The organism is Oceanobacillus sp. FSL W7-1293 (assembly GCF_037969815.1).
GTDB classification, from domain to species: Bacteria; Bacillota; Bacilli; order Bacillales; family Amphibacillaceae; genus Oceanobacillus; species Oceanobacillus oncorhynchi.
In genome coordinates, this window is the sequence record NZ_CP150212.1 from 2,984,885 (window position 1) to 3,003,502 (window position 18,618).

14 protein-coding genes are annotated in these 18,618 nt (G+C 40.2%); 1 reads left to right on the forward strand and 13 read right to left on the reverse strand.

Going from position 1 to position 18,618, the window contains the following annotated elements; translation table 11 throughout:
* Window positions 1-2: 2 nt before the first annotated feature.
* The 3 genes from mtaB to MKY65_RS14680 form a co-directional block, all read right to left on the reverse strand.
* A complete protein-coding gene (gene mtaB, locus MKY65_RS14670; RefSeq protein ID WP_339178022.1) occupies window positions 3-1,364 on the reverse strand; it encodes a tRNA (N(6)-L-threonylcarbamoyladenosine(37)-C(2))-methylthiotransferase MtaB in 1,362 nt (453 codons plus the stop codon).
* 217 nt (window positions 1,365-1,581) lie between these two features.
* Window positions 1,582-4,137, reverse strand: coding sequence for an AAA family ATPase (locus tag MKY65_RS14675; RefSeq protein ID WP_339178024.1), 2,556 nt, complete (start codon window positions 4,135-4,137; stop codon window positions 1,582-1,584).
* A 385-nt stretch (window positions 4,138-4,522) separates the two neighbouring features.
* Window positions 4,523-5,728: a Bcr/CflA family efflux MFS transporter gene (locus MKY65_RS14680; protein WP_339185258.1), complete on the reverse strand. Its 1,206-nt coding sequence runs from the start codon at window positions 5,726-5,728 to the stop codon at window positions 4,523-4,525.
* 230 nt (window positions 5,729-5,958) lie between these two features.
* On the opposite strand from MKY65_RS14680, the gene MKY65_RS14685 reads away from it, so the two are divergent.
* Window positions 5,959-6,753, forward strand: a complete 795-nt coding sequence (locus MKY65_RS14685) for a Cof-type HAD-IIB family hydrolase (RefSeq protein ID WP_339178026.1) — start codon at window positions 5,959-5,961, stop codon at window positions 6,751-6,753.
* 71 nt (window positions 6,754-6,824) lie between these two features.
* Here the strand turns inward: MKY65_RS14685 and MKY65_RS14690 are convergent, their stop codons facing one another.
* The 10 genes from MKY65_RS14690 to MKY65_RS14735 all read right to left on the reverse strand — a co-directional run bounded on the left by MKY65_RS14690 (window position 6,825) and on the right by MKY65_RS14735 (window position 18,596).
* Entirely contained in the window at window positions 6,825-7,592 is a 768-nt protein-coding gene (locus MKY65_RS14690) for a 16S rRNA (uracil(1498)-N(3))-methyltransferase (RefSeq protein WP_339178028.1), read from the reverse strand.
* Window positions 7,593-7,609: 17 nt separating this feature from the next.
* A complete protein-coding gene (gene prmA, locus MKY65_RS14695) occupies window positions 7,610-8,551 on the reverse strand; it encodes a 50S ribosomal protein L11 methyltransferase (protein ID WP_339178031.1) in 942 nt (313 codons plus the stop codon).
* Window positions 8,552-8,654: 103 nt separating this feature from the next.
* Entirely contained in the window at window positions 8,655-9,788 is a 1,134-nt protein-coding gene (gene dnaJ / locus MKY65_RS14700) for a molecular chaperone DnaJ (RefSeq protein ID WP_042534846.1), read from the reverse strand.
* A gap of 183 nt (window positions 9,789-9,971) precedes the next feature.
* Window positions 9,972-11,813 (reverse strand): molecular chaperone DnaK, encoded by a 1,842-nt coding sequence (dnaK, locus tag MKY65_RS14705; RefSeq protein ID WP_339178034.1) that lies wholly within the window; start codon window positions 11,811-11,813, stop codon window positions 9,972-9,974.
* A gap of 40 nt (window positions 11,814-11,853) precedes the next feature.
* Window positions 11,854-12,414, reverse strand: a complete 561-nt coding sequence (gene grpE, locus MKY65_RS14710; protein ID WP_339178037.1) for a nucleotide exchange factor GrpE — start codon at window positions 12,412-12,414, stop codon at window positions 11,854-11,856.
* Between the two features lie 83 nt (window positions 12,415-12,497).
* Complete coding sequence (gene hrcA / locus MKY65_RS14715) at window positions 12,498-13,529, reverse strand: heat-inducible transcriptional repressor HrcA (protein ID WP_339178039.1); 1,032 nt, start codon at window positions 13,527-13,529, stop codon at window positions 12,498-12,500.
* Between the two features lie 76 nt (window positions 13,530-13,605).
* The gene (gene hemW / locus MKY65_RS14720) at window positions 13,606-14,787 is read right to left on the reverse strand and encodes a radical SAM family heme chaperone HemW (RefSeq protein WP_339178042.1); all 1,182 of its coding nucleotides are present in this window, start codon (window positions 14,785-14,787) and stop codon (window positions 13,606-13,608) included.
* A gap of 353 nt (window positions 14,788-15,140) precedes the next feature.
* A complete protein-coding gene (gene lepA, locus MKY65_RS14725) occupies window positions 15,141-16,949 on the reverse strand; it encodes a translation elongation factor 4 (protein ID WP_042534854.1) in 1,809 nt (602 codons plus the stop codon).
* 123 nt (window positions 16,950-17,072) lie between these two features.
* A complete protein-coding gene (locus tag MKY65_RS14730; protein ID WP_339178044.1) occupies window positions 17,073-17,378 on the reverse strand; it encodes a hypothetical protein in 306 nt (101 codons plus the stop codon).
* Between the two features lie 33 nt (window positions 17,379-17,411).
* A complete protein-coding gene (locus MKY65_RS14735; RefSeq protein ID WP_339178047.1) occupies window positions 17,412-18,596 on the reverse strand; it encodes a stage II sporulation protein P in 1,185 nt (394 codons plus the stop codon).
* Window positions 18,597-18,618 lie beyond the last annotated feature (22 nt).

Sequence of the window (18,618 nt, forward strand, 5' to 3'; positions counted from 1 at the left end):
TTTTATGCGTTTTTTTCTGCAACATGTGTCGCGTGATCCATCACACGTACGAAAACACCTTTATTCACAGGATAGCCAGACTCTATTATCTTCACTTTAACAATTTTACCAATCAAATCAGCTGAGCCTTCAAATTGCACTTTCATATAGTTATCTGTATAACCGATAAGCTGATTATCTTCCTGTTCACTTGCATGCTCTTCCGGAATGACTTCCAGCACTTCGTCTTGATATTTGGAAGCATATTCTTTTGCAAGCTGATCCGATAATGTAATCAATTCATGCACACGTCTTTCTTTTACTTCATCTTCCACCTGGTTGTCCATTCTTGCTGCCGGCGTGCCGGTTCTTCTGGAGAATGGGAATACATGAAGCTCCGAATAACCGATTTCTTTAATGAAATCACAGGTCTCTTGGAATTCTTCCTCTGTTTCTCCAGGGAATCCGACAATAACATCCGATGTAATAGCAAGTCCAGGCAATGCTTTTTGTATCTTTTTCACTTTCTGACGGTAAAAGTCCGTGGAATACTTACGGCGCATTCTGGCCAATACCGAATCCGAACCAGATTGCAGCGGAATATGCAGGTGACGGACGATTTTTTTACTTCTGTCCAGCACACGTATAACCTCGTCTGTAATTTGGCTCGCTTCAATCGAACTGATCCGGATACGTTCTAACCCTTCTACCTGCTCCAGTTCTTCCAGCAGCATTGCGAAATTATAGTCTTTTAAATCTTCTCCGTATCCTGCTGTATGTATTCCGGTAAGTACAAGCTCTTTATATCCTGCTTCTACTAATTTATTTGCCTGCGCAATTACATTTTCAGGCTCTCGGGAACGAAGCAGCCCTCTTGACCATGGAATAATACAAAACGTACAGAAGTTATTACATCCTTCTTGGATTTTGAGTGATGCCCGTGTACGGTCTGTGAATACTGGAACATCCATTTCCTCAAACACACGATTTTTCATAATGTTCGACACGCCGTTAACAGGTCCCTTTGTTTTTTCATGCTCTTCAATATATGCGAAGATGTTTTTACGCTCCTGTGTGCCGACAACCACGTCTACTCCGGGAATCTCCATGATTTCACCAGGAGAAGTCTGTGCATAGCAGCCTGTTACGCAAACGACTGCGTCAGGATTCTTTCGGATGGCACGACGGATGGTCTGCCTGCTCTTTTTATCCCCCGTATTGGTAACCGTGCATGTATTAATAACATACACATCTGCATCATGATCAAAGTCTACTCGCTCATAGCCCTGCTCCTTGAACATTCTCCAGATGCCCTCGGTCTCGTAATGATTTACTTTGCAGCCAAGCGTGTGAAAGCTCACTGTCTTTGGCAATTTTTCAGCCATTTATGTATCATCCTTTCATTGACATTGAATTTAATTTTAGCTTATCCGTATTTAATGATATCACAAATATTTAAAAATACGATATAAAAGACCCTTTCAACCTTCTAACTATGGTGAAAGGGTTTTATTTCTTTTCTCATTACAATGCTGTTTCACAATTTTAACCAGCTTCATTTCTACCTTGGTAACCTTTTCTCCTAAACCTTTTCATTTTATGTTACTTAGAATAAGCTGCAAGCATCTGATCTAATAATTCCGGGCTGATCTGTTTTATCTCCTGTCCAGAAAGCTGGTGATCGCTAATCCAGATTTTATGATTTTGAATCAGTTTTTCACTGAAATTACGGGCCCATCTCGCATTGGCCTTTTCTGCTTCTGGAAGGTTACGATACACCTCACTGACCACGCTATGCAGGTGATTTGAATCTACCTTCCAATACTTCGAAATATTTTTTTCAACGATTGCAGCAATATCATCCGGATGATAATCAGGGAAAATATTTTTTTCTGGAATACGGGAGCGGAGTCCTGGATTACTATCTAAGAATTTTTCCATCTCCTTCGTATAGCCAGCTAAAATCACCACAAATTTATCCCTGTAATTTTCTAAATAAGTGAGTAAGGTTTCCACAGCCTGCTTTCCAAAATCATTCTCACTACTATTCGTTAGCTGATAGGCTTCATCAATGAATAGAACACCACCCATCGCCTGATTAATAATGCGCTTTGTATTTTTTTCTGTATGGCCGATATAGGAGCCTACTAAATCGGCACGATCCACCACTTTTACATTTTTACTCGGCAGAATATCCAAACAATAGAATAAAGAAGCAAGTATATTTGCTACAGTTGTTTTTCCCGTACCAGGGTTTCCTTCAAAAATCATATGATAGGTTGGATTAAAAGATAATTCGCCTTCATCAGCGAGCATTTTATCAATTTTTACTTGTTTAACTAAACGATGTACGTATTCTTTTATTTCTTCTAACCCAATTAAATGGTCCAGCTGTGTTAATAATTCCTCCACCTTTTCTTCTTTATCCTTGCCGCTATTTCCCACTAAAGCATCTATGTCTTCATTTAAAATAGTCTGTGTATCTTCAGAATCTGTTTCAATAACCCGATTTGCCATTATAATCATTAATTTTTGATTAAAATTGCGGACCCATCTTGCATTACTTTCATCAACTGTCCGAGTATATTGATTCATGACCACTTCTTTATACTTTTTTTCGTCCACAATATAATCTTGATCAAGTATATCTAAATAACCGATTTCAGCTATTTCCAAACTGGAATAGTCATCAAACACAAACTCATTCGGAATACGGGAAGCTAATCCGCTGTTCATCGAGAGGAAATTTTGCATATCATCAAAATATCCAGCAAAAATAATCATTATTTCACCACGATTATCTTCCATAAATTTTAAAATGGTCTCTACAGCTTCTGCTCCAAAATCATTATCGGAAGAGCTATGCAGGGTATATGCTTCATCAATAAATAAAATCCCTCCACGAGCACGGTCTAATACTGCTTGTGTTTTGGGAGCTGTCTCCCCAATATGGACCCCGACAAGATCTTTTCGCGTAGCCTCTACAAAATTGTCATTTGGAATAACCCCTTCTTGATATAATACATTTCCCAATAATCGAGCAACTGTTGTTTTACCTGTCCCGGGGTTGCCGAGAAATATCGAATGCAGATTAAGCGAGGCTGCCTTCAGCCCTTTCATTTTTCGGGATTGGTTAAACTTCATTGTATTGATAAATTGCTTAATCTGCTTTTTCAATTCTTTTAAACCATACATGTCATTAAGCTGCTCTAAAGCAGATTTCTCCTCCCGTTGGACAGACACACTCTCAAGGCTCTGTTCCTCTCTGTCTGCTTCTGGCTTATTTCTTTCCTCATCAACCGAATTGGTTTCTTCCGTCTGCTGTTCTTCTGCATTTATTTCCTGCTGATTGACATCTTCATCCCTATTATGTATCAAGACACGCTCTCCATTTACTTCTACCGTAGATTGGTCATTATGATAAATATCAAATATATTATTTTCTCCTAATTCTGTTTTATCAATAATCAATAAGCCTTCATCTACATTTGCTTCCATATAATTTTCCGGGCTCTGAACCAGCGCAAAGTCAGCACGAGATCCAGAATAAACCGTAAGCGCATATTTATTTGGATTCAAACGCGGTAATTCCAACATCCCTGCAGCCTCCGCAAATGATTCGTTTTCTAAATACAGGATTACCCGGATCTCTGCATTATTCAAATATACCTGTGATTGACTGACATACATGGAATCTGCCACCGCAGCAGTCATTTCCAGCTTCGAACCTTCCTGTATATAGATACCATACGGAGAATCTTGATTATAATAAATTTCTGATGAAGCAACCTTTACATAGGAATTCACGCACCAAATGGTTGGATATTGCCCGGTTTCTTCACCATACGCGATAACGTCTTTTAAAAATAAACTTGAATTTCCCGTCATATGGAACGCATTCATCTTTGGAGGCGCTAATAACATAAGATTTGATAGATTAAGCTTTGCATTATTCTGTAATGAAAAAAATCCATTACAGACAACATCATTGGGCCGATTTCCCGTTCCTTTGATCTCTAATTCAAAGATATTGTAGCCGTTCGGAAAATCATAAGTGCCTGGTTCAATAAGAATCGTATCTCCTTTAGAAGAATTCATAATGGCATCTTCAAGACGCTTTTTTCCAAATCCTTTGCCAACCTTCCATACTTTTCTCATTTATTACACCTGCTTTTCTATTTTTCTAGTTTTTCTCCATCGGTCATATACCAGATAATCTTAAAAAACAAATATTTCTCTTATTCCGACTATTCATTTCGTATGTTATATTAGTATACTTGCTTATACAAGCGTAAAGTAGCAGCTTAAACTAATAATTTACTCACAGAAATATCCAAGAAGCCATCCTCCCATATCTGCCAAGTAACTGTATACTTCGGACTCTACAGTTATCCCTTTACTTGATTAGAGCTTATACATTTTAACGATACAAAAAACAGAGATAAATCTGCCTGTTTAAACCAGCTTTATCTCTGTTTCAAATCTTCTCCAGATACAGCTTATTCCATCTTCACTTAAATGTTATCCATATCCGGCTCTTCCATCATGCCTTTACCTCATCCTTTTTAACAAGCGTAAAGAAAACAATAGAGCCGATGAGCGTGGTTGTAAATATGATTGCCCCCATCGGAACAGCTGAAGCTTCATTAATACCTGCAAGCGGGGAAAAAATAGAACCAAGCAGTAATGGAAGCATCCCTAAAACGGCGCTGGCACTTCCTGCACGATGATCCTGCTTGGACATTCCTAATGTAAAGGTGCTTGTCAATATCATTCCCATTGTAATCATATAAATAAATATGAATAAAACAATCAATGCTAAAGGTCCTTCGACAATGGTCATGATAAGCAATAAGGATGTTACCGTGAGTGCAATGACAACCGCTGCCTGAAGCATCGTTTTTTCTGGTATAATCCCGCTGAAGCGTCCGATGAGAAAGCTGCCCGTTATAATTGCCAGCCCATTGATACCGAATAATACACTAAACACCTGCGGGGACACCCCATAGATATCCTGATAAACAAATGGCGTTCCAGATACATAAGCAAAGCTTCCCCCGTGGATAAAACCAACGACTAGGGCATAGCCGATAAAAGAACGGTCCTTCAGCAGACTGCCCATTGTTTTTAACGAAGCTCCTGCTGAGCTTGGAATACGCTTATGCGGCGGCAGGGTCTCTTTAAGCTTTATAGCTACAATGGTAACCGTAAGCAGTCCGACCACGCTTAAAAAGAAAAAGATACTTTTCCAGCTGGTCGAATCAAATGACAGAATAAAACCGCCTATCATCGGAGCGATCATGGGAGCAATCGCATTAATAACCATCAATAACGAAAAAAACTTCGTAAGTGCCTGTCCACTGAACACATCGCGTACAACTGCGCGGGAAAGAACGACTCCTGCAGAGGCAGTCAGTCCTTGTAAAAAACGCATGGCGATTAATAGGGTAATATTTGGAGCAAAAGCACATAGTATGGATGCTACCGCAAACAGACTCGTAGCAATCAATAACGGCTTTCTTCTGCCCTCTGCGTCACTGATGGGACCGGCAAATAATTGCCCGATTGCCAGGCCCAATAGACATGCTGTTAAACTCGCCTGTACGAGTGTAGCGCTTGTGTCTAAATCTCGTGCAATCTCAGGAAAACTAGGTAAATACATATCGATATTAAGCGGCCCTAAAAAAGCAAGCAGACCAAGCAGCAATGCTAATCCTAACCGGGCAGATCCCGTCGGATTATGCTCTATCGATTTTTCTCTTTCAAAATTCAATCCTTCTCACTCCTAACAGCGTCACGGCAAATGACTTTAAACAGTAAAATTTTATATTTTCCTGGTGCGCCTGTCAAATCTTCCAAACACAATAGTTGATTTATTAAATGAACACAAAGCTGCAGAGTGTATCAAGTGAGTATGCCATGGTTTGATGATAAACTAGCAGTATATGCAAGACTATCAAAAACAATGGGGGTTTACCAATGATAAAGGCAATTGCAGTGGATATGGACGGAACATTTTTAGACTCCAGCAGTAATTATGACCGCAAAAGATTTGACGGGATTTTTCAGCAGCTTCAAGAAAAAGAGATAAAATTTATTGTTGCAAGCGGAAATCAATACGCTCAATTAAAATCTTATTTTGCAGAAAAAGAAGACGATATCTATTTTGTTGCTGAAAATGGAGCGATTATCTATGACGCTCCAAAACTGGAGACGATTGATAACTTCCCGAATGAATTTGTTCAAAAAGCATTGGACTATTTACAGAGTTTTGAACCATTAGAGCTTATTTTATGCGGATTACAGAGTGCATATATTTTAAAAAGCACTGACAACGATTTCAAAAAATTTGCCAAGCATTATTATCATCAATTAGAAGAAGTAGAGCATTTTGATTCTTTGCCGGATGATACGTTTGTTAAATTTGCTTTAAATGTAGAAGTGAATCAAACCAGTCATATCGTTTCTCAATTAAATCAAGCCTTTCAAGGAGAAATGCAGGCGGTTTCCAGCGGCCATGGCAGTATCGATATGATTATTCCCGGAGTAAACAAAGGAAACGGATTAAACATATTATTAGACAGATGGAATATCTCCCCGCATGAATTGCTCGCCTTTGGAGATGCCAACAATGACTTAGAGATGCTGGCTCTAACAGAACACAGCTATGCAATGGAAACCTGCAGCCCGGAAGTGCAAAAGACCGCTAAACACAGAGCTCCTTCCAATGATGAATCCGGCGTCCTGCAAATAATAGAAGCTTATCTGAATTAACATATCGCCGGCCTTAAAATTATGTATATATAAGAAAAAAGGTAAAACAACCGAAGAGGCTGGTTTACCTTTTAATTCTTATTCCTTAATTCTTCCATATGATAAGAAATACTGGCAAGCGCATATAACGCCGCAGTTTCGGTACGCAATATCCGCTTTCCAAGCCGAATCGGCTGGAATCCGGCGTCTTTCATAATAGCAGCTTCTTCCGCAGAAATACCGCCCTCTGGGCCAATTACCAGCAAAATCCGGTCATGATCAGACAGGTTATCCAATACAGATGCAAAAGCAGAAGCATTTCCTGCCTCTCCCTTCGCCTCTTCTTCATATGCAAACAGCTTTACATGATAGGATTCACTTTCTTTTATCAATGTTTTTAACTGCATCACCTGTGACAGCTCAGGAATCTGGTTGCGATGACTCTGCTCGCTGGCTTCCTTTATAATTTTACCGAATCGTTTTGCTTTTTTATGAAACTTTTGCTCATCCCACTTAGCAACGGAACGATCCGCTGCAAAGGGAATAAATTTCGCTGCACCCAGCTCTGTTCCTTTTTGGAGTATCCATTCAAATTTATCGCCCTTAGGAATTCCTTGTGCAATACTTACTTCCACTGGCAATTCAACAGATTCATCCAACCAGCTTTCGATGACCGCCTGCACTTCCGATTCATGTATTTCTTCAATCTTACAAAGTGCTGATTTTCCGTCATCCGTATTGCAAATAATCTCATCGCCGGGCTTATTTCTCATCACCCTGGCTATATGGTGCACGTCTTCTCCAGTAATCTTGATTGTCTGATTTTCTACTTGTTCTTTCGAAATAAAATAGCGCTGCATCCTGCCATCACCTGCTTTTATTCCGGTTTCCTTGCAACAATGGAAACCCAATCTTCCAATTCGCTGACAGAAATAATCTCAAAACCAGCTTCTGTCAGACGGTCACGAACCAATTGTTTCTTCTTCTGAATAATTCCTGAAGTGATAAAATGACCACCAGGTCGAAGATTTTTATAAGCATCTTCTACAAAACGGACAATAATTTCAGCAAGGATGTTGGAGACAATGACATCAGCCTGACTGTCCACCCCATCAAGTAAATTATTCTGTTTCGCTGTCACTTGATTTTGAAGGTGATTTAGTTTCACGTTCAAATTGGTGCTTTTAACAGCTATATCGTCCAAATCAAAAGCCTGTACAGATTCAGCGCCTAGTTTAACTGAAGCAATGCTTAAGACGCCTGAACCACAGCCCACATCAATAATCTTATCATCAGGCTGCACATATGCTTCTAAACCTTGGATACTTAATATAGTTGTAGGATGGGTCCCTGTTCCAAAAGCCATCCCCGGATCCAGTTCAATAATTAATTCATCTGTAGAGACAGGCTGATAGTCCTCCCAAGTTGGAGTGATTGTAATCCGATTGGATATTTTAACCGGTTTATAGTACTTTTTCCAGGCACTCGCCCATTCTTCTTCATGAACCTCACTTAGGCTTACTTCGTTTTTCCCTAAATCAATATCATAAAGCAGTAATTGGTTGATTGCCTGTTTGATTTCTTCAACCGTTTCACCTAAAAAGCTGTTCATCGGCAGATACGCCTTGATACGGACACCCTCATCCGGATAATCTTCGGGATCAAGCTCCACAATTTCTCCAAAACCTTCCCCTTCAAAATGCTTTAAATCTAATGGATCTTCAATAACTAACCCGCTCGCACCTGTTTCATGCAAAATATTTGAAATAGGCTCCACTGCTTCATTTGTCGTAAGAATTGTAATCTCTGACCATTTCATGTTGTACACCGCCGTTCTTTTGAAATATCTATGTAAACAGAGATGCCTCCAGCCTGCTTATCTGAAAATATCATCAAAACTACAAGCTGGAGGACTACTCTGATTAGTCTCCTTTGAACGCTTTACGAAAACGCTGGAAAATATTATCCTCTTGTTCATCGGTGGATTCATTTCCGCCTAATTCATTAAATTGACGCAGTAAATCTTTTTGTTTGTCTGACAGATTAGTCGGCGTCATTACTTTTACTTTAATATGCTGGTCGCCCTGGCCTCTGCCATGAACATTTGGCGCCCCTTTTCCTTTTAAGCGGAAAGTCTTCCCTGCCTGGGTGCCGGCAGGAATTCGTAGTTTAACCTTGCCATGGACAGTAGGCACTTCAATTTCATCACCTAATGCCGCTTGAGCAAAGGTAAGTGGCAGTTCACAGAAAATATGGTCGCCTTCGCGGACAAAGAAATCATGCTTACGAACACGAATAACAACAAATAAATCACCTGCCGGGCCGCCGTTTTTCCCGGGGTCTCCTTTGCCGGCTACACGGATTTGCTGCCCTTCATCGATACCGGCTGGAATATCAATATGAATTTTTTTCTTTCTATTAACTGTTCCAGCACCGCCGCAGGTCTCACATTTTTCAGGAATGATTTTTCCTGTACCATTACAGTAATGGCACACGCGGCGATTGACAACACGGCCAAATGGCGTATTTTGTTCTTGATTTAATTGGCCAGAGCCGTGACAATGGGAGCATGTGTCTACTTTTGTTCCCGGTTTGGCTCCCGAACCATGACACGTATCACATTCTTCTTCCTTTGGAACTTCAATATCGGTTTCTTTTCCGAAAATCGCTTCTTCAAAATCAAGAATCAGCGTATATTGTAAATCGTCGCCCTGCTGTGGCGCATTCGGATCACGTGAACGTCCGCCGCCCCCGAAAAACATATCAAAAATATCGCTGAAACCACCGAAGTCTTGAGCTCCGCCACCGCCGCCAAAGCCTCCGAAGCCTTGACCCTGTGCGCCTGCATGCCCAAATTGATCATATTGTGCTTTTTTCTGATCGTCACTTAATACTTCATAAGCTTCTTTTGCTTCTTTAAATTTTTCTGCTGCGCCTTCTTCTTTATTTACATCCGGATGATATTTACGAGCCAGTTTCCGGTAGCTCTTCTTTATCTCATCTTTTGAGGCGCCTTTATCTACACCTAAGACATCATAATAATCTCGTTTTGCCAAATTATTCACTCCCGATACTCTGATTGCATAAGTTTAATCATATCATCATTCATTTGTCTATGGCAACAATGAATATCAGCTTCAAACCAATTTACCTGTAAGCACTATCTTGCTTCTATCCTGTCTGTAAAAAAGCCAAAGCCAAGAGAATCCTGACTTTGACTTTTATTCAGCAGCTATTCATTATTTATTTTCTTTATCGTCATCGTCGACTTCTGTATAATCCGCATCAACAACGTCGTCGCCTTGCTGGCCTTCTGCATTTTCTGCTCCTTGCGCTTCTTGAGCTTCTTGTTGTACCTGCTCATAAAGCTTAGCAGAAAGCTGCTGTACTTTTTCTTCCAAAGCGTCTTTTTTCGCTTTGATTTGTTCTTGATCATTAGTCTCTAAAGCTTCTTTCAATTCATCTCTTGCAGCTTCTGCCTGCTGTTTATCTTCATCAGAAACCTTATCACCTAAGTCTTTCAATGTCTTATCTGTTGTAAATACAAGCTGATCAGCCTGGTTGCGAAGCTCTACTTCTTCACGGCGCGCTTTATCTGCTTCTGCATTTTCTTCTGCTTCTTTTACCATTTTATCTACTTCATCATCAGATAAACCAGAAGAAGATTTGATCGTAATGGATTGTTCTTTATTTGTTCCTAAATCTTTCGCTCTTACATTAACAATACCGTTCGCATCGATATCGAAGGATACTTCGATTTGAGGCATTCCACGTGGTGCTGGCGGAATATCCGTTAATTGGAAACGGCCAAGCGTTTTGTTATCTGCCGCCATTTCACGCTCACCTTGAAGTACATGAATATCTACTGCAGTTTGGTTATCTGCTGCTGTAGAGAATGTTTGTGATGCACTTGTCGGAATGGTTGTATTACGTTCGATCAGTTTTGTAAACACAGCGCCCATTGTTTCAATACCTAAAGAAAGTGGAGTTACGTCAAGTAATAATACGTCTTTCACGTCTCCTTGAAGGACACCGCCTTGAATTGCTGCACCAAGTGCTACAACTTCATCCGGATTTACTCCTTTAGAAGGATCTTGACCTAATTCTTTCTTGATTGCTTCCTGTACAGCTGGAATACGTGTAGAACCGCCGACTAAGATAACTTTATGAATATCCTTGCTGGACAAGCCTGCATCAGAAAGTGCACGGCGAGTCGGTTTCATTGTACGTTCTACTAAATCAGATGATAACTCATCGAATTTCGCACGTGATAAAGTCATTTCTAAGTGTAATGGACCAGCTTCCCCTGCTGTAATAAATGGCAGTGAAATTTGTGTCTGTGCCACACCGGATAAATCCTTCTTCGCTTTCTCAGCAGCATCTTTCAAGCGCTGTACAGCCATTTTATCTTTAGAAAGGTCAATGCCATTTTCTTTTCTGAACTCTTCTACCATATGCTTGATGATGACTTCATCAAAGTCATCTCCGCCAAGACGATTGTCTCCGGCTGTTGCAACAACTTCGAATGTGCCGTCGCCGATATCCAGGATAGATACGTCAAAGGTACCGCCGCCAAGGTCATATACAAGGATTGTTTGATCTTGATCTTCTTTATCAATACCATATGCAAGCGCTGCTGCAGTTGGTTCGTTAATAATACGTTCTACTTCAAGACCAGCAATTTTACCAGCATCTTTTGTTGCTTGGCGTTCTGCATCATTAAAGTAAGCAGGAACGGTAATTACTGCTTTATCTACACTTTCGCCGATATAATCTTCTGCATAGGATTTAATATGCTGCAGAATAATCGCTGAAATTTCTTGTGGTGTATAATCTTTTTCGCCAATGGTTACTTTATAGTCTGTACCAATATGACGTTTGATAGATTGCACCGTATCCGGGTTGGTAATTGCTTGACGTTTTGCAACCTCGCCGACTTGTCTTTCTCCATTTTTAAAGGATACAACAGATGGGGTTGTACGGTTTCCTTCCGGGTTAGGGATAACGACTGCTTCGCCGCCCTCCATCACTGATACACATGAGTTGGTTGTTCCTAAGTCGATTCCGATAATTTTACTCATTCTTCATTTCCTCCTTCAATACTTCTGCGACACTTTTTTATTATTTATTCACTTTTACCATTGCAGGGCGGATAACCCGATCTTTTAAGAGATAGCCTTTTTGCAGTTCTTCCACCACTTTATTTGCTTCCACAGAGTCATCTTCAATCTGCATTACTGCATGGTGTACATTCGGGTCAAAGTCTGCACCCTCTGTTTCAATAACAGAAACACCCTGTGACGTAAATACATCCTTTAATTGACGATATACCATATCAATTCCTTCAAGGATGCTCTTATTTTCTTCAGATACTTCTACTTGCAGCGCGCGTTCGAAATTATCCATCACAGGAAGCAATTCCTGAACCATATCCTGTGCTTTGTATTTACGATCTGCTTCACGCTCTTTTAATGTGCGTCTTTTATAATTATCAAACTCTGCCTGCAAACGAAGCATGCGGCCTTCCAGTTCTTCTTTTTCATTTTTCAGTGCTTCTATTTGAGCTTCTGACGCATCATTTTTCTCTGCAGTTTCTGCATCTGTACCTGCTTCTTCAGCAGTCTCTTCTACAATTTCCTGTTCTTCTTGCAGTGCTTCTTCTTTTTTTTCATTCTCTGACATCTACTCAGGCACCTCTTTTCTAATTTCCAATTAAAAACTATACCATAGAAGATATAGATAGAAAACCAAAATACTTGTTTTCCTTATGATTTATCACTATACCATTTTCCCATTGCACCAGTCATTTCCTTGGAGATGCTTTCCATTAAGGACAATACTTTTCTGTATTCCATTCTCGTAGGCCCGATTAATGCAATGGTACCCATCTGACCGCCGCCGATATGATAAGAGGCGGTGATTAAACTCAAGTCTTTAATCTCTTCCACTTCATTTTCATGGCCAATAGAAACTTTAATACCTTGATTGGAGTTTTTCAAGAGATTTACAATTTCATCCTCTCGCTCCATCAAGGAGTAAAAGGAACGAATGCGATCCACATCATTAAATTCCGGCTGCATTAAAATATTGGCTTTCCCGCCAAAATAAAGCTTGACCGCCTGCTCTTGCGTGAAGAGCGTACGAATCCAATTGATGGAAGAATCTACTCCATTCATATATTTCATCATCAGAGAAGCTACTTCATTTTGAATCACCTCAGGAATTCGATAAAGCGGAACGCCCTGAAGACGGTCATTTAGAATATTGACAAGCTTTTCGATATCAGATGATGAAACTCCTTTTGGCAATGTAAAAGAACGGTGCTCTACATGACCTGTGTTTGTTACTAAAATCGCTACTGCTGATTGATCGGATAGTGCTAATACCTGAATCTGCTTTACGGTTGCTTCAAACATTTCCGGTCCAAGTATGATGGACGTATAATTGGTCAGTTTAGAAAGGGCTTCTGCTGCCGTCTGAACAATCTGTTCAAACTCATATATCCCGTTATTTGTTAACCTTTCAATGATACCCAGTCCATGCTGATGGATTTCAGGACCAATTAAATGATCAACATAATAACGATATCCTTTTTCTGAAGGCACACGTCCAGAAGAGGTATGCGTCTTTTCTAAAAACCCCGATTCTTCTAAATCCGCCATCTCGTTTCGAATGGTTGCGGCACTGTACGGCAGGGTATCTTTTTTAGATAATGCCCTGGAGCCGACCGGTTTAGCAGATTCTATAAAATCATCAATAATCACCTGCAATATCATAAGTTGCCTATCTGTTAACATGATGATCACCTCTGTTAGCACTCTCATCTTTTGAGTGCTAAATCTATAATAAAATTATCAAATTCAATTTCTTTTGTCAAACCGTTTGGCTTTTTGCTTCCTTTATTTTTTGATCAAAGTTCTCCAATAATAAAAATTGCTGGAAAACCCTGTCCCCGAGAAGCATTCCTCTATTTGTCAATACATAGCTTCCGTCGTGGTAAGTTACTAATTTATCGTTTGTTAACTGACGTAACTCTTCCTGATATAATTTATCCAGCGATAGTCCATATCTTTCCCTGAATGCTTCTGTATTAATCCCTTCTACTTTTCGGAGCTGCAGAAATAATTCCTCTTCTATCCGGTCCTGCAGTGTTATTTCTTCAAGATGTTCGACAGGTGAACCGCTTCGGTTAATTTCCTTCATATAAATTCCCAATGGTTTATAATTTGCCGTGCGCTTTCCCGGTAAATAACCATGAGCCCCTGCTCCGAAACCAAAATAATAATCATTATTCCAATAGGTTAAATTATGCTTGCTCTCATAACCCGGCTTGGCAAAATTACTTATTTCATATTGATAGACGCCCTGCTTTTTCATATTTTCCTGAAGCAGCTGATACATTTCTACTTCATCATCCTCTGGAGGCTGATGCAGGGCTCCTTTTCTCCGTTTATGATAAAATACGGTCTTCGGTTCAATTTGCAGCGCATAGGTTGAATAATGCGGCAGACCGAATTGCAGTGCTTCCTTTAAAGTTTTTTCAAAGTGGGCAACGGTTTGATCCGGGAGAGCATAAATTAAATCCAGGCTGATATTAGAGAAATTTGACTGTGTAAGAATATCAACTGTTGTATAAACATCCTTCACTCGATGCATACGCCCGATTTTTTCAAGCATCTCATCATCCATTACCTGAACCCCAAAAGAAATCCGATTTACGCCATAACCGTGAAGTAATTTTGCTTTATCCGTATCAATATCCCCCGGATTGATTTCGATTGTAAATTCTTCACAGGAGGAGAGGTCAAACTTTTCATTTAAAAACTGAAAAAGCTTCTGCAATTGCTCCATCGACAAAGCAGTTGGCGTTCCTCCGCCCATATAAATCGTCCGAAAGACATTTTTCCTTCCTGGAATAGCTGTGTCTATTTCTTTTATTAAAGCATCTATAAAGGCATCTGCCTTCGTCTCCATGTAAAAGTACTTTACAAAATTACAGTAATGGCAGATCTGCTTGCAAAAAGGAATATGAATATATACTGACTGAACTTGCATCGATTGAACTTCCTTCCTTTGTTAAAAAAAACAGATAAGGTAACTCTGGCTTCTTTTCCTCTTCAGAAACACCAGTTGTTATTTCTGAAGTTATTTTATAATACTTTATGTCCTCTCGCAATGTAAATGAAAAATAGGCTTGTGGCCTCCTAATAAAAAAACAAGAACATCGCTTAGTCATTAAAACACGATATTCTTGCCAATCAGCAAGTCTTCTTTAAAGGAGATGAGCTCGGGGCCCATGGAAAGCGCCGTATTTTTCCGCAGCGGCTATTTACAGCTTAAAAATCCCGCAACCGGCAAAAAACACGGTAACGGGATTAATAAATAGCGACAATAGATTATTTCAGCAGTTAATCTTCATCCATCTTCAGGACAGCCATAAACGCTTCCTGAGGAACTTCTACAGAACCTACCATCTTCATACGCTTTTTACCTTCTTTTTGCTTTTCAAGAAGCTTTCTTTTTCGGGAAATATCTCCGCCGTAAAGCTTTGCTGTTACATCCTTACGTACTGCTTTGATATTAGAACGCGCTACAATCTTGTTGCCGATTGCTGCTTGAATCGGCACTTCAAATTGCTGTCTTGGAATTAATGTCTTCAGCTTTTCAACGATCTGCTTTCCGCGTTCATACGCAAAGTCGCGGTGGACAACAAGTGATAACGCATCAATTGAATCGCCATTAAGCAATATATCCATTTTCACAAGACGGGAAGGCTGGTAGCCGATCAGCTCATAATCAAACGAAGCATATCCCTTTGTCTGTGATTTTAACTGGTCAAAGAAGTCATATACAATTTCCGAAAGCGGAATATGATAAACCACATTCACACGAATATCATCTAAATATTGCATATCTACAAAATTCCCGCGTTTCTTTTGGGCAATTTCCATCACTGCTCCGACGTAATCATTCGGCACCATAATTGTAGCTTCTACGTATGGTTCACGTACTTCTTCAATTACTTGTGGATCTGGCATTTCGGAAGGGTTATCAACCGAAAATACATCGCCATTCGTCAACTCTACTTCAAAAATAACACTTGGAGCTGTCGTAATTAAACTGATACCAAATTCTCTTTCAATACGCTCTTGGACAATTTCCATATGGAGCAGTCCCAAGAATCCGCAGCGGTAGCCGAAACCAAGCGCCTGGGAAGTCTCTGCTTCGTATTGCAGGGAAGAATCATTCAGTTCTAAACGTTCTAACGCTTCTCTTAAATCATTGTAATCATTAGAATCTACCGGATAAAGTCCGCAGAATACCATTGGATTCAGACGGCGGTAACCAGGCAGCGCTGTATCCGCAGGTCGATCAGCCAACGTAATTGTATCCCCGACCCGTGAATCGCCGACATTTTTAATCGATGCAGTTAAATAACCAACATCCCCGACCGTCAACTCTTTTTTGGCAAGCTGCTTCGGTGTAAATACCCCGACTTCATTCACTTCAAATTCTTTTCCGGTAGCCATCATCTTAATTTTGTCTCCGACTTTAACAGAGCCTTCCTTCACACAGACGTAAGCAATAACCCCGCGGTAAGTATCATACAGCGAGTCAAAGATTAACGCTTTTAACGGATCCTCAGCCTCTCCAGGGGGCTCTGGAACAACCTCTGCTATACGCTCCAGAATTTCCTCAATCCCTATATTTGCTTTGGCAGAGGCTAGGATTGCTTCATCGCCGTCGATTCCTAATACATCTTCCAGTTCTTTTTTCACTTTTTCTGTATCTGCACTCGGCAAATCAATTTTATTGATTACCGGAATGATTTCTAAATCATTTTCCATCGCTAAATAAACGTTTGCCAAGGTCTGCGCTTCAATTCCCTGTGCTGCGTCTACGACAAGAATCGCTCCTTCACAGGCTGCCAAGCTTCTGGATACCTCATAAGTAAAATCGACATGACCTGGCGTATCGATTAAATGAAAAATAAATTCTTCGCCAGCCTGGTTTGTATATTTTAATTGCACTGCATTCAGTTTAATGGTTATGCCACGTTCACGCTCTAAATCCATTCCGTCCAGCAACTGGTCTTTCATTTCACGTTTTGTCACGGTTTCTGTATTTTCAAGAATACGATCAGCTAATGTAGACTTCCCATGATCGATATGGGCAATAATCGAAAAGTTTCTGACCTTTCTTTTTTTATTCGTCATTTCACGCACACTCCTAAGTTTTTCCTGTAGCCCCTATTTTCTTCCCATAACAAAAGGCGTCAATTACTAGCATTGATTATAGCAATTGACGCCTTGAGATTCAATGATTAACTTAGGTGTTGATTAAAAAAACAGCTCTCCTATTCCATACATGATGGAGACGATTACTTCAAATAATTGTTTGACGATGCCTCCCATAGTGGCTGCTGTACGGTTGGTCAACGAATAATTTCCATCTTCAAGTACATCTGTTTCTGCAACGATGATTTCTTCCTGTTCCTCTCTATCTGGCGCTTCATCTTCTATTACTTCAACTGCAGGAGTGTCGGAGGATACCGTTTGTTCAGCCGTCTCATTCTTCTGCATTCCAAATACGAGTCCGCTCAGAAAAAAGATGACGAGCAATAATAATATAATAATATTTCGCATCAAATCGCTCCTTACATAAGAATATTCACATACTTATTCATCAGACTGAACGGCTTCGGCATCCCAATAATAGTCGCTGAATACTTCTGCTAAGGCATCAGCAGAACGATACAGCTCCTCCATCGTGTTATCTACACCGCCAAATTCAATCAATAATGCATTTTCTTCCATATCCTGGTTGTAAACGCCATTCCCGCTTGATCCATCCTTTTGGAACACTCCCCGGCTTAAACCCGGATATTCTTCTTCCATCAACCCATGCAGCTCTGTTGCTACTTTCAGATTCCTTTCATAATCGGGGTGCCCGGTACCGATAACAAATAAAATCTTTGCATAATCTTCGCCTTCAATCGTTTCTGTCGTCTTATCTCTGCGAAGGGCGTCTCTATGAAGGTCAAACATATATTGAATCTCCTGATTGCCGGCCACTGCTTCCGCAACAATATCTCGAGAGACTTCGTAGGATTGATGATATCCCATTCCTCTTTCATTCAGGAGCTCCCCGAAATCTGTATTATCTACTTGTGTTCCAATTCCTTTCCTTTCAAGACCTTCTGCTAAACGGTCACTGACATTTGTGATATTAATCTCCCCGTGCATGGCGCTATTGGGGTCTGTTTCATCTGGCAAATGCGGTAAAAACGACTCTCTGTTGTGGGTATTATAAATAAAAACAACATCTCTGTCTCCAGTTGTTTGCTCACTTTCCGTTTCCTCTGTTTCTTCCTCCGTTTCTTCCGCCTCTTCTGTTTCCTCCTCATCTTCGCCTGTCAGTACCGCTTCCCTTTCCCTTAATACTTCCTCCAAAGGGGGATTAGACTCAATCGGAAAATGAGTAAAATCATTTTCACTTGCCATTAATAATTGATTGTCAAATATCGAAAAACCTGGAATTTCATTACCAAAAAAGCTTCTGGGATCTGTTGGTTTCACATTAGACGTAAGCTCAAGAAACACCCCGGATAATTGAGGTATTTCTGCTTCCCCTTCCGGAAAACTCTGCTTATAAGCACGGTTTTCCATTGTAATCAAATGATAAAAAATCGCACTGTCCATTTCCTTCGTCCAATTTGATAACGTATCTGATGAAAATCGATAGGCAGGCTGTACAGCCGTTAATATACTAATTAATAGAAATATACTGACAAAAAAGGCGATATAAAGACCGCTTCGTCGAGAAAAGGTTTGTACCATTTTGCTCCAGTTATTTTTTTTCATAAAAATACACGATGCCACCTTT

What these genes read in the sequence shown, in the direction of transcription:
- MKY65_RS14675 (WP_339178024.1), bottom strand. Translation starts at nt 4,137, where the DNA reads ATGAGAAAAGTATGGAAGGTTGGCAAAGGATTTGGAAAAAAGCGTCTT.
- lepA (WP_042534854.1), bottom strand. Translation starts at nt 16,949, where the DNA reads ATGACGAATAAAAAAAGAAAGGTCAGAAACTTTTCGATTATTGCCCAT.
- MKY65_RS14730 (WP_339178044.1), bottom strand. Translation starts at nt 17,378, where the DNA reads ATGCGAAATATTATTATATTATTATTGCTCGTCATCTTTTTTCTGAGC.
- hemW (WP_339178042.1), bottom strand. Translation starts at nt 14,787, where the DNA reads ATGCAAGTTCAGTCAGTATATATTCATATTCCTTTTTGCAAGCAGATC.
- hrcA (WP_339178039.1), bottom strand. Translation starts at nt 13,529, where the DNA reads ATGTTAACAGATAGGCAACTTATGATATTGCAGGTGATTATTGATGAT.
- dnaK (WP_339178034.1), bottom strand. Translation starts at nt 11,813, where the DNA reads ATGAGTAAAATTATCGGAATCGACTTAGGAACAACCAACTCATGTGTA.
- MKY65_RS14735 (WP_339178047.1), bottom strand. Translation starts at nt 18,596, where the DNA reads ATGAAAAAAAATAACTGGAGCAAAATGGTACAAACCTTTTCTCGACGA.
- prmA (WP_339178031.1), bottom strand. Translation starts at nt 8,551, where the DNA reads ATGAAATGGTCAGAGATTACAATTCTTACGACAAATGAAGCAGTGGAG.
- MKY65_RS14685 (WP_339178026.1), top strand. Translation starts at nt 5,959, where the DNA reads ATGATAAAGGCAATTGCAGTGGATATGGACGGAACATTTTTAGACTCC.
- grpE (WP_339178037.1), bottom strand. Translation starts at nt 12,414, where the DNA reads ATGTCAGAGAATGAAAAAAAAGAAGAAGCACTGCAAGAAGAACAGGAA.
- MKY65_RS14690 (WP_339178028.1), bottom strand. Translation starts at nt 7,592, where the DNA reads ATGCAGCGCTATTTTATTTCGAAAGAACAAGTAGAAAATCAGACAATC.
- mtaB (WP_339178022.1), bottom strand. Translation starts at nt 1,364, where the DNA reads ATGGCTGAAAAATTGCCAAAGACAGTGAGCTTTCACACGCTTGGCTGC.